Source organism: Sphingopyxis sp. Root1497, from assembly GCF_001427085.1.
Lineage (GTDB): Bacteria > Pseudomonadota > Alphaproteobacteria > Sphingomonadales > Sphingomonadaceae > Sphingopyxis.
The window spans coordinates 288691-303674 of sequence record NZ_LMGF01000004.1; the positions used below are offsets into that span (position 1 = coordinate 288691).

At 65.4% G+C, this 14984-nt stretch carries 13 protein-coding genes; 3 read left to right on the forward strand and 10 right to left on the reverse strand.

The genetic code is table 11. The features are described 5' to 3' along the window. The first annotated feature begins 2 nt into the window (after positions 1-2). The 3 genes from ASD67_RS12930 (at position 3) to ASD67_RS12940 (ending at position 3500) form a co-directional block, all read left to right on the forward strand. Positions 3-1748 (forward strand): lytic transglycosylase domain-containing protein, encoded by a 1746-nt coding sequence (locus tag ASD67_RS12930; RefSeq protein WP_056347826.1) that lies wholly within the window; start codon positions 3-5, stop codon positions 1746-1748. Next, positions 1738-2262: a molybdenum cofactor biosynthesis protein B gene (gene moaB / locus ASD67_RS12935; RefSeq protein WP_056347828.1), complete on the forward strand. Its 525-nt coding sequence runs from the start codon at positions 1738-1740 to the stop codon at positions 2260-2262. Before ASD67_RS12930 ends, moaB begins: the two co-directional genes overlap by 11 nt. 149 nt (positions 2263-2411) lie before the next feature. Beyond that, the gene (locus ASD67_RS12940; RefSeq protein WP_200938024.1) at positions 2412-3500 is read left to right on the forward strand and encodes a PA0069 family radical SAM protein; all 1089 of its coding nucleotides are present in this window, start codon (positions 2412-2414) and stop codon (positions 3498-3500) included. 31 nt (positions 3501-3531) lie between these two features. On the opposite strand, the gene ASD67_RS12945 is transcribed toward ASD67_RS12940, so the two are convergent. The 10 genes from ASD67_RS12945 to ASD67_RS12990 all read right to left on the reverse strand — a co-directional run bounded on the left by ASD67_RS12945 (position 3532) and on the right by ASD67_RS12990 (position 14980). After that, positions 3532-3981 (reverse strand): hypothetical protein, encoded by a 450-nt coding sequence (locus ASD67_RS12945; protein WP_156377707.1) that lies wholly within the window; start codon positions 3979-3981, stop codon positions 3532-3534. Positions 3982-4007: 26 nt separating this feature from the next. Then, positions 4008-5612, reverse strand: coding sequence for a long-chain fatty acid--CoA ligase (locus tag ASD67_RS12950; RefSeq protein WP_056347831.1), 1605 nt, complete (start codon positions 5610-5612; stop codon positions 4008-4010). Between the two features lie 94 nt (positions 5613-5706). Next, a complete protein-coding gene (locus ASD67_RS12955; protein ID WP_056347834.1) occupies positions 5707-6114 on the reverse strand; it encodes a GFA family protein in 408 nt (135 codons plus the stop codon). Positions 6115-6118: 4 nt separating this feature from the next. Then, positions 6119-9607 carry a DNA polymerase III subunit alpha gene (gene dnaE / locus ASD67_RS12960; RefSeq protein WP_056347835.1) on the reverse strand — a complete coding sequence of 1163 codons (3489 nt, stop codon included), beginning with the start codon at positions 9605-9607 and terminating at the stop codon, positions 6119-6121. A 57-nt stretch (positions 9608-9664) separates the two neighbouring features. Continuing rightward, positions 9665-9862 carry a hypothetical protein gene (locus ASD67_RS12965; protein ID WP_156377708.1) on the reverse strand — a complete coding sequence of 66 codons (198 nt, stop codon included), beginning with the start codon at positions 9860-9862 and terminating at the stop codon, positions 9665-9667. Between the two features lie 10 nt (positions 9863-9872). Continuing rightward, positions 9873-10349: a glutathione peroxidase gene (locus tag ASD67_RS12970; protein WP_056347839.1), complete on the reverse strand. Its 477-nt coding sequence runs from the start codon at positions 10347-10349 to the stop codon at positions 9873-9875. Continuing rightward, a complete protein-coding gene (locus ASD67_RS12975) occupies positions 10336-11055 on the reverse strand; it encodes an ABC transporter ATP-binding protein (protein WP_056347841.1) in 720 nt (239 codons plus the stop codon). Before ASD67_RS12975 ends, ASD67_RS12970 begins: the two co-directional genes overlap by 14 nt. Continuing rightward, on the reverse strand, positions 11048-12298 hold the full coding sequence (locus ASD67_RS12980; RefSeq protein ID WP_056347844.1) for a lipoprotein-releasing ABC transporter permease subunit: 1251 nt from the start codon (positions 12296-12298) through the stop codon (positions 11048-11050). Before ASD67_RS12980 ends, ASD67_RS12975 begins: the two co-directional genes overlap by 8 nt. 336 nt (positions 12299-12634) lie before the next feature. Continuing rightward, the gene (locus ASD67_RS12985; RefSeq protein ID WP_056347846.1) at positions 12635-13321 is read right to left on the reverse strand and encodes a Crp/Fnr family transcriptional regulator; all 687 of its coding nucleotides are present in this window, start codon (positions 13319-13321) and stop codon (positions 12635-12637) included. Positions 13322-13348: 27 nt separating this feature from the next. Continuing rightward, on the reverse strand, positions 13349-14980 hold the full coding sequence (locus ASD67_RS12990; protein WP_056347848.1) for a CTP synthase: 1632 nt from the start codon (positions 14978-14980) through the stop codon (positions 13349-13351). Positions 14981-14984: the final 4 nt, after the last annotated feature.

Below are 14984 nucleotides of genomic sequence, written 5' to 3' on the forward strand. Positions count from 1 at the left end.
AGATGATCAAATGGACCGCGGCTCTCGCCGCATCGCTTCTTGTTTCAGTTGCAACGCCCGCGATCGCGGCCGACGCCGGAGACCCGCTCACCGCCGCGCCGCAGACGGTGCCGTCGGTCCTGTCGGGCAAGCAGAAACAGCTCTATTCGCAGGTTCTCGTCGCAATCCGCGCCCAGCGCTGGGCCGACGCCAAGGCGCTGCTCGACAGCACCGAAAGCGGTCCGCTCACCGACTTCCTGCGCGCCGAACTGCTCCTCGGGCCGAACAGCCCCAAGGCCGAAGTCGCCGACATCATGCCGATCCTGTCGCGCTCGCCGAATCTGCCGCAGGCCGAACAGCTCGGCCGCCTCGCCGCCAAGCGCGGCGCGACCGACCTGCCTAGCCTGCCCTATCAGACGCGCCTGTCCTGGTCGGGCAGCGCCCCACGCCGCCTCGGCGCCGACAGCGTCAGCGATCCCTTCGCCAGCGGCCTCGCCAGCAGCATCCCCGACCGCATCAAGAACGACGATCCCGCCGGCGCCGAGGCGCTGCTCAACGCGGTCCTCGACAAGCTCAGCCCCGACTCGCGCGCCGAGTGGCAGCAGAAAGTCGCCTGGTCCTATTATATCGAGAATGACGACCAGAACGCGCTGCGCCTGTCGCTCGCCTGCACCGCCAACGGCGGCGCCTGGGCCACGCAAGGCGCGTGGGTGCAGGGCCTCGCCGCCTGGCGGCTCCACGATTATCGCACCGCGCTGGCCGCTTTCGACCGCGTCGCCAGGGAAGCGCCCGACAGCGAACTCCGCGCCGCCGCTTATTATTGGGCCGCGCGCGCCGCGATGGCGGCCGGCGAACCCGCCGCGGTCCAGCCGCGCCTGCGCTCCGCGGCGACCAACGAGGAAACCTTCTACGGACTGCTCGCCGCCGAAACGCTCGGCCAGCCATCCAACAATCCGACCGTCCGCGCCGACCGCAGCGCCTGGCGCGCGCTCGAGGAACAATCCAATGTCCGCGCCGCGATCGCCTTCGCCGAGATCGGCGAGGACAAATATGCCGGCGACCTGATCCGGCATCAGGCGCGCATCGGCAACGCCGAACAGCATGAGCGGCTGATCGGCATCGCCGGCGCCCTGAGCCTGCCCGAGACCCAGCTCTATCTCGCCCACAACACCCCGCAGGGGCGCAAACTCGCCGCCGCGACGCGCTATCCGCAGCCGAAATGGGAACCCAATGGCGGCTGGCGGGTCGACCCCGCGCTCGTCTTTGCCCACACGCTGCAGGAATCGCGCTTTCAGCGTACCGCGGTCAGCGGCGCCGGCGCGATGGGGCTGATGCAGGTCCGCCCCGGCACCGCGCGCGACCTCGCGCGCTGGAACGGCGACGCATCGGGACCCGGCGACCTCAAGACCCCTGCGGTCAACATGGACTTCGGCCAGCGTTACCTCGAATATCTCAGCCGCGACGGCTCGACTGGGGGCCAGCTGCCGAAAGTGATTGCAGCCTATAATGCCGGCCCCGCGCCGATCGCGCGCTGGCAGACCGAGGTCCGCGACCAAGGCGATCCTTTGCTCTACATCGAATCGATCCCCTATTGGGAAACGCGCGGCTATGTTGGCATCGTGCTGCGCAACTACTGGATGTACGAAGCGCAGCAGGGCAAGCCCTCGGTCAGCCGCGCCGCGCTCGCGCAGGGTAAGTGGCCGCGCTTCCCCGATACCAAGGACCGGGTGCAGCTGACCTACGCCAGCGGCCTCACCAATGCCGATTGACGAAAGCCTGGCTTTCAAGCGGGTCCGCATCGCGGTCCTGACGATTTCGGACAGCCGCAGCGCGGCCGAGGACAGGTCGGGCGACAAACTCGTCGAACTGCTCACCGGCGCGGGGCACATCCTCGCCGACCGCGCGATCATCAGGGACGAAAAGGCGCTGATCGTCTCGCGCCTCCACAACTGGATCGACGATCCGGCGGTCGACGTCGTGATCACCACCGGCGGCACCGGGGTCACCGGCCGCGACGTGACGCCCGAGGCGCTGCACATGCTCGACGGCAAGGACATTCCGGGCTTCGGCGAACTCTTCCGCTGGCTCAGCTATCAGAGCATCGGCACCTCGACGATCCAGTCGCGCGCCTGTGCGGTGGTCGCGCGCGGCACCTATATCTTCGCGCTACCGGGATCGACGGGGGCGGTGAAGGACGCGTGGGAGGGCATTCTCTCCACTCAGCTCGACAGCCGGCACAAGCCCTGCAATTTCGTGGAACTGATGCCGCGGCTGACCGAATAACAACCATATTAGTCATCCCCGCGAAAGCCGGGACCCAGAGCGAAATTGCGCTAACCCTGGCTGCTGGAACTGGGTTCCCGCTTTCGCGGGAATGACGATGGAAGAGAAATGTTCTTCCTTTGTTCCATCCGGCGCGATATCCTCGCCAAGTGGAATCGCCCAAACCCCTCCCCCCGATCGCCGGCCGCGGCGCGCCGACCAACCTGCGCCCCACCCGCACCGGCTCTCTCGAACGCGCCGCCGACGGCGACTGGCTCGACGAGGCCGAGGCGATCGACGGCGACGCGCCGCGCCTGCGCACCACCGTCACCGTCGAGCACCCGAAAACCATCATCGCGCGCAACAATTCGCCCGACATCGGTTTCGACCGTTCGATCAACCCTTATCGCGGCTGCGAACATGGCTGCATCTATTGCTTCGCGCGCCCGACCCACGCCTTCCACGACCTGTCGCCCGGGCTCGATTTCGAAAGCCGCCTCTTCGCCAAGCCCGACGCCGCGAAGTTGCTGCGTGCCGAGCTTGCCAAGCGCAATTACCGGGTCGCGCCCATGGCGATCGGCACCAACACCGACGGTTACCAGCCGATCGAGCGCGAATGGGGCATCACCCGCGCGGTGGTCGAGGTGCTCGCCGAGACCAGGCATCCGCTGATCATCACCACCAAGTCCGACCGCCTGCTCCGCGACATCGACCTGCTCGCGGCCATGGCGAAGGACGGGCTGATCGGCGTCGCGGTCTCGGTCACCAGCCTCGACCCTGCGCTCGCCCGCACCCTCGAACCCCGCGCGCCGCACCCGCGCCGCCGCCTCGCCGCGATCCGCAGGCTGATCGACGCGGGCGTGCCGACACAGGTCAATATCTCGCCGGTCATCCCCGCGATCACCGATCATGAGATCGAGGCGATCATGGCCGCGGCGGCGGAGGCCGGCGCGATCCGCGCCTCCTATATCCTCGTCCGCCTGCCGCACGAGGTCGCGCCGCTGTTCCGCGCCTGGCTCGCGGCGCACTACCCCGACCGCGCCGACAAGGTGATGCACATGATCCGCGACATTCGCGGCGGCCGGGACAACGACCCGAATTTCGGGACGCGCATGAAGGGTCGGGGCGTGTGGGCCGACCTGATCCGCACCCGCGTCAAACGCGCCGCGCGCGAACATGGCATGGACCGGAAATTCCCGCCGCTCCGCTGCGACCTGTTCCGCCCGCCCGAACGCGACGGGCAGATGGAATTGTTTTAAAAGCTTTTCGCCACCGCGAGAGGCGGGGCCGCTACTTCGACACGCTGACGCTCGTAATATCCTCGATGAGAACAGTTTGGGTGGCGTCGCCCAGATAGCGCTTCTCGCGCGGATTTAGGCTTAGGCGTCCGACCAACTTTACCGCAAACCTTCCCCAAGGCGGCTCAGCCTTCCGCCAATCCGCTGCTTTTCGGGCTGCAGCGTCCAATTGCGCGCATGTGTCCCGAACGCATTTGATCGACGCGCCGTCGCCCTCTTGAAGCAGCTTTCCCGTCGCGTCCTGACATTGTTCAAACCGGCTATTCTCGAAGTTGGTGAACCAGGTGCAGGTCAGGCTTCGTTGCGGCCCGAAGGCTTCGCCATCGACGCTAAGCTTCGGCTCCCCAACGGGAACCGAGGACGCCAACGCAAAGATAGCCAGTTGCCACATATGATCGCCTATCCCCAGGCTCGATTTTCGAAATCCCGCCAGCATCGGCAAGATTAATAGGGACTGTCCCTATTTAATCACGCCGCAGCCAGCGACTTCAGCCGATAGTCCTTATAATCCTCGCGCAGCTGGCGCTTGAGCAGCTTGCCGGTCGCGGTGTGCGGCAGAGCGTCGACGAAGATCACCTCGTCGGGCAGCCACCATTTGGCGATCTTGTCGCCCAGATAGGCGGTGATGCTCGCCTCGCTGACCTCGGCGCCGGGCTTCTTCACCACCAACAGCACCGGCCGTTCGTCCCATTTGGGGTGATAGACGCCGACCGCCGCCGCCTCCTGCACCCCCGGTGCACCGAGCGCGGCATTTTCCAGTTCGATCGAGCTGATCCATTCGCCGCCCGACTTGATGACGTCCTTGGCGCGGTCGGTGATCTGCATGACCCCATCGGGGTGGATCAGCGCGACATCGCCGGTGTCGAACCAGCCGTCTTCGTCGGCCGCATCCTCATCGGCGCGGTAATAGCGCTGGATGATCCACGGGCCACGGATCTGCAGCCGCCCGCTCGTCTCGCCGTCGCGCGGCAGGATCTGATCCTCGTCATCAACGATCCGCAGCTCGACACCAAAGGGCGGGCAACCCTGCTTGGCGACATTGTCGACCTTTTCGTCGAAGCTCATCGCGTCCCAGTTCCACGGGCGCTTGCCCATGGTGCCGATCGGCGACGTTTCGGTCATCCCCCACGCGTGGGCGACCTCGATATCGTCCTTCATGAAGCGTTCGATCATGGCGCGCGGGCACGCCGAACCGCCGATGATCACCCGCGCGAGCTTGCCATAGCCGATGCCGGTCTTGTCCATATGCGCGAACATCGCGATCCACACCGTCGGCACGCCGGCGCTGTGCGTCACGCCTTCATTATGGATCAGGTCGCAAAGGACCTGCGCATCGTTGCTCGCCGAAAACACCAGCTTCGCGCCCACCGTCGCGGCGGCGAAGGGGATGCCCCAGCTGTTGGCATGGAACATCGGCACGATCGGCAGCACCACGCTGCGGTTCGACATGTCGAACACATCGGGCTGGATCTCGGTGATCGCATGGATGACGTTCGAGCGATGCTCATAGAGCACACCCTTCGGATTGCCCGTCGTGCCGCTGGTGTAACAGAGTCCGACCGGATCGCGTTCGTCGAGGTCGACCCACTCGAAACTGCTGTCCTCGGCGTCGATCAGATCGCGGTAGGATTTATAATCGCCCTGCGCGGGCGCATCGAACAGGATGAAATGCTCGACCGTCGGCAACTGGTCGCGCAGTCGCTCGACGATCGGCAGGAACATCGCATCGAACAACAGCACGCGATCCGCGGCGTGGTTGATGATGTAAACGAGTTGCTCATCGAACAGCCGCGGGTTCACGGTGTGCAACACCCCGCCCAACCCCGCGCTGCCGTACCAGCTGACCAAGTGATGGCCGTGGTTCATCGCCAGCGTCGCGATGCGGTCGCCCTTGGCGATGCCCAGCCGCGCCATCGCTGCGGCGAAGCGGCGCGCATCCTTGCCGACCTCGCCCCAGGTCGAGCGCGTTACGCTGCCGTCGGCCCAGCGCGACACGATTTCGCGCGACGCATGTTCACGCGCGGCGTGATCGATCAGGCTGGTGACGAGTAACGGCTGGCCTTGCATGGACATAGGGGCATCCTCTTTAGAATTTTGCCTAGGGATAGAGGCGGCAGGGCGCGCCGCGCAAGGCCAAAGGCGCATTTCCCGGCGTCACCGGCGCGCCTCAGCCGGGCAGCCCGTCCAGTTTCGCGACATGCTCCAGTTCGACATCCCAGTCCGCGCGGCTCGCACAGCTGATATGCGCGGTCGGCCGGATGGCGACCGGATCGTCGAGGCTCCCCGCCGGCACGACAAGCATGGCGCCGTCCATCTGCACGCTCGGCAGCGCGCTGCCGCATTCGCTGCAAAAGCTCCGCTCGTGGCGGGTGCCGGGAAGGCGCCAGGATTTGGCGGTCTCTTTCCCCGCCAGCCAGGCGATCGTCGCGCTCGACGAGAACAGGTTCGCTGCGTGCGCCGAGCCGCTATCCTTCCGGCACCGTGAGCAGTGACAGAGGAAAAAGGCGTCAAACTCGCCCGAAATCTCGAAGCGGACGGCGCCGCAGAGGCAGGAGCCACGGGTCGTTCGCGTCATCGGGCTAGCGCACCCGAAAATCGCGCGGTGCGACGAGCGACAGCTTTGGATCGGTCACCCCGGCGACCGTTTCGAGCCGCGCGACGAGGTCGGGGTCGAGCGCAAAGCGGCGCCCGAGGTTGATCCGGATATCCAGACCGGTATCGGGATCGAGCGTCGTGATGACGATTGTCCCGCGCGCATCCTCGCGCTGCTCGGCAAAGCGCGCGAGGTCTGCGATCGCGCTCGCCGTCTCGATCCGGCATTCGAGCTGCAACGCGGCGGTTGCGGCGATATCGGCGAGCGGCTGCGCCCCGCGCACCGTCACGCGCGGCGTCTCTTCGCCTTCGAGCAGATCGAGCTCGACGCTCAGCATCGCACAGCCGCCGTCGACCGCCAGCGCTTCCAATATCTTGCCCGCCTGCTCGTCGAAGCAGCTCGACTGGAACTGACCGCTACGGTCGGACAGCGTCAGGTTGAGGAAACGATTGCCGCGCTGCGACATGCGCGGGCGCGCGCTTTCGACCATCGCCGCCATCATCATCGGGATGCGTGTTCCCGGGGTCATCGCGACATTGGTGCAGATGTCACCGTAACTCCGCGCCCCACGCGCAGCGATGATCGCCTCATAATTCTCGACCGGATGCGCCGAGAAATAAAAGCCGAACGCCTCCTTCTCGCGCGTCATCCGCTCGCCGAGCGTCCAGGGTTCGGCGGTCGGGAGTTGCAGCGCCGGGGCTATCGCGATGTCGCCGCCGAACAGCCCGCCCTGCCCGGTCGAGCGCTCGTGCGCCGAACTGTTGGCGCAGGCGAGCAGCGCCTCGGCCCCGGCAAAAGCGCGCGGCCGTTCGGGCTCGACCGGATCGAACGCCCCGCCGCCCGCGAGCGCCTCGATCTGGCGCCGGTTGAGCTGTTTGGGGTCGATCCGTCCGGCAAAATCATCGAGGCTCGCGAAGTCGCCATGCGCGCGGCGCTCGGCGACCAGCGCTTCCATCGCCTTCTCGCCGACCCCCTTCAGCGCGCCGAGCGCGTAACGCACCGCCAATCCCTCGTCGGTTTCGCCGACCGAAAAATCGGCCTCGCTGTCGTTGATCGACGGCGGCGCGATGCCGACGCCCAGCCGCCGCATGTCGTCGATGAAGATCGAAAGCTTGTCGGTCTGGTGGCTGTCGAACGACATCGATGCCGCGAAAAATTCGTGCGGATGGTGCGCCTTCAGCCAGGCCGTCTGGTACGATAGCAGCGCATAAGCCGCCGCGTGGCTCTTGTTGAAGCCATAGCCCGCGAATTTGTCGATCAAGTCGAACAGCTCGTTCGCCGCCTTGGGCGCGATCTGGTTATGCTCGCCGCAGCCCGTGACGAAGGTCTCGCGCTGCGCGTCCATCTCGGCCTGGACCTTCTTGCCCATCGCGCGGCGCAGCAAATCTGCGCCGCCGAGGCTGTAGCCGGCGAGAATCTGCGCCGCCTGCATCACCTGTTCCTGATAGACGAAGATGCCGTAGGTTTCGGCGAGGATACCCTCGAGCAGCGGGTGCGGATAGGCGATCGCCTCGCGCCCGTTCTTGCGCGCGCCGAACAGCGGGATATTGTCCATCGGCCCCGGGCGATACAGCGCGACAAGCGCGATGATGTCGCCGAAATTGGTCGGCTTCACCGCCGCCAGCGTACGCCGCATGCCTTCGGATTCCAGCTGGAACACCCCGACCGTCTCGCCGCGCTGGAGCAGCTCGTACACGGCCACATCGTCCCATTCGAGCGTATCGAGATCGACGTCGATCCCGCGCAGCGCGAGCAGGCGCTTCGCTTCCTTGAGCACCGACAACGTCTTGAGACCGAGAAAGTCGAACTTCACCAGCCCCGCGCTCTCGACATATTTCATGTCGAACTGCGTCACCGGCATGTCCGACCGCGGATCGCGGTAGAGCGGGACGAGTTGGTCGAGCGGCCGGTCGCCGATCACCACGCCCGCGGCATGGGTCGAACTGTGGCGCGGCAGGCCTTCGAGCTGGCGCGCCATGTCGAACAGCCGGCGCACCCCGTCGTCCTGCTTATATTCGGTCATCAGCTCGGCGACGCCGTTCAGCGCGCGTTCGAGCGTCCAGGGATCGGTCGGATGGTTGGGCACCAGCTTCGCGAGCCGGTCGACCTGCCCATAGCTCATCTGGAGCACGCGCCCGGTGTCCTTCAGCACCGCCCGCGCCTTCAGCTTACCGAAGGTGATGATCTGCGCGACGGTATCGCGGCCATATTTCTCCTGCACATAGCGGATCACCTCGCCGCGCCGCGTTTCGCAGAAGTCGATATCGAAGTCGGGCATCGACACGCGTTCGGGATTGAGGAAGCGTTCGAACAGCAACCCCAGCTTGAGCGGATCGAGATCGGTGATCGTCAGCGCCCAGGCGACGACGCTGCCCGCGCCCGAGCCGCGCCCCGGCCCGACCGGGATATCATGCGCCTTGGCCCATTTGATGAAGTCGGCAACGATCAGGAAGTAGCCGGGAAAACCCATCTGGACGATGACCCCGACCTCAAAGTCGAGGCGTTCGACATAGGCCTGCCGCTCTTCGGCGCCGAGTTCGGGATAAAGCGCCAGCCGCGCCTCCAGCCCAGCGCGCGCATCGACAGCAAGCTGCGCCGCCTCGCCCTCGCGGTCGCCGGCGAGGCTGGGCAGGATCGGCGCGCGTTTGGGTGCCATGAAGGCGCAGCGCTGTGCAATGACAAGGCTGTTGCGCATCGCCTCGGGCAAATCCGAGAACGCGTCTTCCATCGCCTCGGCGGGCTTCAGCCAGGCTTCGGGGCTCGACACGCGCCGGTCCTCGCTCTCGACATAGGCCGATTGCGCGATGCACAGCATCGCGTCATGCGCGGCGTGGAATTGCGGCTCGACGAACGACGCCGGGTTGGTCGCAACGATCGGCAGCGCGCGCGCATAGGCCATGTCGATCAGCGCCTTTTCGGCCGCCTTCTCGGCCGCATCGCCGCGCCGCGACAGCTCGATATAGAGCCGCCCGCCGAACAGCGCTTCGAGCTGTTCGATATAATCGTCCGCCGCCGTCTTCTGTTCGCCCGCGAGCAATTTCACGAGCGCGCCCTCCCCGCCGCCAGTCAGGCAGATCAACCCATCGGTGCGTCCCGCGAGCTTGGCGAAGGTGACATGCGGATCCTGGTCGACCGGGCGGCCGAGATGCGCATCGGACACCAGCGCGCACAGATTGTTATAGCCCGCCTCGTCCTGCGCATAGAGAGCGATCCAGTCGATCTGCGGCGCGACATTGGCGAGTCGCGGCCCGGGCCGCGCGACGCTGAGGAAAATGCCGACGATCGGCTGGACGCCCGCCGCCTTGCACGCCTCGCCGAACGCCATTGCGCCATACAGCCCGTTGCGGTCGCAGATCGCTACCGCCGGAAATCCGCGCTCGCGCGCGGCTTTCGCAATGGCTTTCGGGTCGATCGCCCCCTCCAGCATCGTGTAACTGGAAAAGACGCGCAGGGGGACAAAGGGGCTGTAGGCCATCGAATGACGCTAGGCATATGTGACGATTCGGGGAAGGCCCGATACGGTCTCCGGCACTCATTTAATCGCGTCGCGCTCCGCCCATTTCCGCGCGATCACCGGCACGACATATCCGATCGCGAAGGCGAGAGGCACGAGCAGGAGAACGCCTGTCCACCCGAAATTTTCGCGCACCACAAAATAGACGGCAAGCCATGCGCAGATGATCGCGAACCGCTTCAGGACCATCCGCGTCGTCCGCTTCATCCCCGCCACCGGCTACTCCTCAGCCGAGCAATTCCTCGATCTCTTTACGCAGCGCTTCGGGCTTGGTCGTCGGCGCATGGCGCGACACCACCTTGCCGTCGCGGCCGACCAGGAACTTGGTGAAATTCCACTTGATCCCGCTGCCGAGCAGACCGGTCTGCTCCTTCTTCAAATGCTTGAAGATCGGGTCGGCATCGCTGCCATTGACGTCGACCTTCGCCATGAGCGGAAAGGACACGTCATAGGTCAAGGAACAGAAATTCGCGATTTCCGCCGCATCGCCGGGCTCCTGCGCGCCGAACTGGTTGCACGGAAAGGCGAGGATTTCGAGCCCGCGGTCCTTATAGTCGCGGTACAGTTCCTCCAGCCCCTCATATTGCGGGGTGAAGCCGCATTTCGACGCGGTGTTGACGATCAGCAGCACCTTGCCCTGATAATCGCCCAGCGATTGCGTGCCGCCGCCCGGCAGCTTTGCCGAAAGATCATAAAGTCCCATCTCGCCCTCTCCTCAGATCCGCCATGATGATTTCTTCCTCGATCCGCCCTTCGTGCAGGCGCAGGACGCGGTCCATCCGCGCCGCGAGCCGCTCGTTGTGCGTCGCGACCAGCGCCGCCGATCCATTGTCGCGGACCAGCGCGACGAACTGGTCGAACACCCGGTCCGCGGTTGCCTCGTCGAGGTTGCCGGTCGGCTCGTCGGCGAGCACCAGCAAAGGCCGGTTGGCCAGCGCGCGCGCCACCGCAACGCGCTGCTGCTCGCCGCCCGACAGCTTGCTCGGTTTGTGGTGCAACCGCTCGCCCAGCCCCAGCCGTGTGAGCAGTTCCTCGGCGCGCGCCTCGGCCTCGGCCTGTTTGGCACCCCGGATCAGCTGCGGCAGCACGACATTCTCGATCGCGTTGAAATCGGGCAGCAGATGATGGAACTGATAGACGAAGCCGATCTTCTCGCGCCGCGTCTTGGTGCGCTCGCCCTGGTCGAAGCGCGTCGCATCCTCGCCGTCGATCATGATCTTGCCGCCAAAGCCGCCTTCGAGCAGCCCGACCGCCTGCAGCAAGGTCGACTTGCCCGACCCTGAAGGGCCAAGCAGCGCCACGATCTCCCCCGGACGCAACCGCGCATCGATGCCGCGCAGCACATCGATGCGCGCGCCGCCCTGTTCGAAGTGGCGCGTCAGCGCGGTCAGCTGCAAAATATCATTCATAACGCAGCACCTGCACCGGATCGGTATTCGCGGCCTTGAACGCCGGATAGAGCGTCGCGAGGAAGCTGAAGACGATCGTCATCACCACCACCACCCCGATCTCGACCGGATTGGGTTTCGACGGCAATTCGGTCAGGAACCGCACCGATGGATCCCACAGATTCTGCCCCGACAAATAGCCGATCCCGTTCAATATCCCCTTGCGGAAATAGAGCGCGACAAAGCCGAGGATCAGCCCGACCATCGTCCCGCCGACCCCGATCGCCACGCCGATCGCGACGAAGATGCGCAGCACCGAATCGCGCGGCGCGCCCATCGTGCGGATGATCGCGATGTCGCGCGTCTTGGCGCGCACCAGCATGATCAGCGACGACACGATGTTGAACGCCGCGACGAGGATGATCAGCGACAGGATCACGAACAGCGCGACGCGCTCGACCTCCAGCGCCTCGAACAGGCTGCTGTTGGTCGACCGCCAGTCGGCGACGATCGCCGTCGCCGCGAGTTTTTGCGACAGCGGCGCAAGGATTTCGCCGACCTTGTCGGCATTTTCGGTCTGAACCTTGATGATTCCGATCTGGTCGCCGGTCAGCAGCAGCAACTGCGCATCGGCCATCGGCATGATGATATAGCTTTTGTCGAAGTCATAGACCCCGATCTCGAAGATCGCTCCGACCGAATAGCTGATCTCGCGCGGCACCGTCCCGAACGGCGTCGAGCGCCCGGCGGGGTTGATGATCGTGATCTGCGACCCGACGTTCGCGCCCAGGTTGCGCGCCAGTTCGGACCCCAGCGCCACCTCGCCCGACCCGTCGGTCAGGCGATTGAGATTGCCCTGCAGCACCTCGCCCTTCAGCACGTCGTTCTTGCGGATGTCGTCGACCAGCATGCCGCGCACCGCGACGCCCTCGACCCGGCCGTTGAAGGTGGTCAGCAGCGGTTGTTCGATGATCGGCGTCGCCGACGTCACCCCGGGCGTCGCGCGCACCTCTTTCAGCACGTCGCGCCAATTATCGATGCGGCCGCCAAAGCCCTGCACCACCGCATGGCCGTTGAGTCCGACGATCTTGTCGAACAACTCGCCGCGCACCCCGTTCACGACGCTCATCACGATGACGAGCGCCGCGACGCCGAGCATCACCGCGACGAAGCTGAACGACGCGGCGACGAAGATGAACCCCTCGCCGCGCGCCGGAAGCAGATAACGTTTGAAGATGGTGCGTTCATAGGGACGCAGGATCATAGGGTCGGTCCGTGAAACGCGCTGGAAAATGCCGTCATAGCGCCGCTTTAGGGGGCCTCCCGGTTGCTGGCAATGGGCGCCGTAAGCGGAGAGTCCTTGCGAGTGATTCGCAAAATCTGTTGCCCATCGGCCACAGGGCTTCGCAAAAGCATCGCAAGCTAACTGCCAGAGGGTGACAAGCGGCGCCCGGGAGCCTAGCCCGATGACTTCTGGATCACGCGGCTAAAGGCCCGGTTTCAGGGAGTGTGGACGCTTCGCCTCGTCCACGCAAAGGGGGATGGCGGTAGTTCGTCACAGGCGCCCGGGTCTCGAGATCGAGGCCCGGGCGTTGTGATTCTACCCCTCGCTCTCGCTGATATCCTCGAGCATGTCGGTATCGAGCACGCGCACCCGCCCCTGTTCGAGCGAGATGACTCCCGATTCCTCCCAGCTGCGCAGTTGGCGGTTGATATGCTCGCGGCTCATCCCCGCGAAATTGCCGAGTTCGGTCTGGCTGAGCTCGACGCGGTGCGTCGTCTCGATGCTGTCCTTGCGAATCAGGCGCTTGAGGTAGCGCGCCAGCCGCGGCCCCGACGCATAGGCGCGGTCGCTTTCAATCGTCTGGTCGGCGGTGCGCAGCCGCCGCGCGAGCTGCTGCATCAGCGACCAGGCGAAATCAGGGTGGCTGGTGGCAAAATCGCGCAGCGCGTTGCGACCGAGTTGGAGCGCGCTGCCGGCGCTCGTCGCGGTGACCGAAGCTGTGCGCTCGCCGCCGTCGAGCAGCGCGATCTCACCTAGCACCGCGCCGGGTTCGGCATAGGCGAGCACGATCTCGCGTCCCCCGGCGGTCAGCATCGACACGCGCGCCGTGCCTTCGGTCAGGATCAGCATCATGTCGCCGGGATCGCCCTGGACGAGCAATTCCCTGCCCTTGACGAAGTTGATCTGCACCGCGCGGCTCGCGATGTCGGCCCAATCCTCGACCGACAGGCCGGAAAATATGCTGTCGGGGCCCTGTAGCTCGGCGAGTTTCGCGTGATCCATAAGCCCCGTTGCCCCTGTTGCCCGGCGTTAGACCAGCCGGCTGTGCTTCACCGCCGCTTCGATGAACCCGGCGAACAGCGGGTGCGGATCGAAGGGTTTCGACTTGAGTTCCGGATGGAATTGCACCCCGATAAACCATGGATGATCCGGCCGCTCGACGATTTCGGGTAGCATGCCGTCGGGCGACATGCCCGAAAAAACGAGACCGCCCGATTCGAGCCGCTCGCGATAGGCGCCGTTGACCTCGTAGCGGTGGCGGTGGCGCTCGCTGATCGCATTGGCGCCATAGACCGCCGCGACATGGCTGTTCGGCGACAGCTTCGCTTCATAGGCGCCCAGCCGCATCGTGCCGCCAAGGTCGGTGTCGGCGCCGCGCTGCTGCAGCCCCTCATCGCTCATCCATTCGGTGATCATGCCGACCACCGGCTCGTCGGTCTTGCCGAATTCGGTGCTCGATGCCGCCGCGATGCCGCTCGTGTTGCGCGCGCCCTCGATGCACGCCATCTGCATGCCAAGGCAAATGCCAAAGAAGGGCACACCACGTTCGCGCGCGAAGCGCACGCTCGAAATCTTGCCCTCCGACCCGCGTTCGCCAAAGCCGCCGGGGACGAGGATGCCGTGCAGCGGCTCGAGATTGGCGGCGAGATCCTCACCGCTTTCGAACATCTCGGCGTCGAGCCAGCGGATGTTGACCTTGACCCGGTTCGCCATGCCGCCATGGACCAGCGCCTCGTTCAGGCTCTTGTACGCATCGGGCAGCGAGACATATTTGCCGACGACGCCGATCGTCACTTCGCCCTCGGGGTGCTGCTTGCGGTCCATGATGTCGAACCAGCGCGTCAGGTCGGGGTCGGGCGCATCGTGGATGCCGAAAGCGCGCAGCACTTCGTTGTCGAGGCCTTCGCCATGATATTGCACCGGCACCGAATAGATGCTGTCGGCGTCGAGCGCGGGGATCACCGCTTCCTTCCGCACGTTGCAGAATTGCGCGATCTTGGCGCGCTCGCCATCGGGCAGCGGCTTTTCGCAGCGGCAGAGCAGGATGTCGGGCTGGACGCCCAGCGACGCGAGTTCGCGCACGCTGTGCTGGGTTGGCTTGGTCTTCAATTCGCCCGCGGCGGCGATGTACGGCACCAGCGTGACATGGACCGACAGCGTCTTGTCGCGGCCTTCCTCGTTGCGCAGCTGGCGGATCGCCTCGATGAACGGCAGCGATTCGATGTCGCCGACCGTGCCGCCGATTTCGCACAGCACGAAATCGAGGTCGTCGATGTCGGTCCGCGCGAACGCCTTGATCGCGTCGGTGACGTGCGGGACGACCTGCACCGTCGCGCCCAGATAGTCGCCGCGACGTTCCTTGGTGATGATCTGCTGATAGATGCGGCCCGAGGTGACGTTATCGCTCTGCCGCGCCGCGACGCCGGTGAAGCGCTCGTAATGGCCAAGATCGAGGTCGGTCTCGGCGCCGTCGTCGGTCACATAGACTTCGCCGTGCTGATAGGGCGACATCGTCCCCGGATCGACGTTCAGATAGGGATCGAATTTCCGGATACGGACGCGATAGCCGCGCGCTTGCAGCAAAGCCGCGAGGCTTGCCGCCATCAAACCTTTGCCAAGCGAGGAGACCACGCCGCCGGTGATAAAAATGAACCGCGCCATGGGA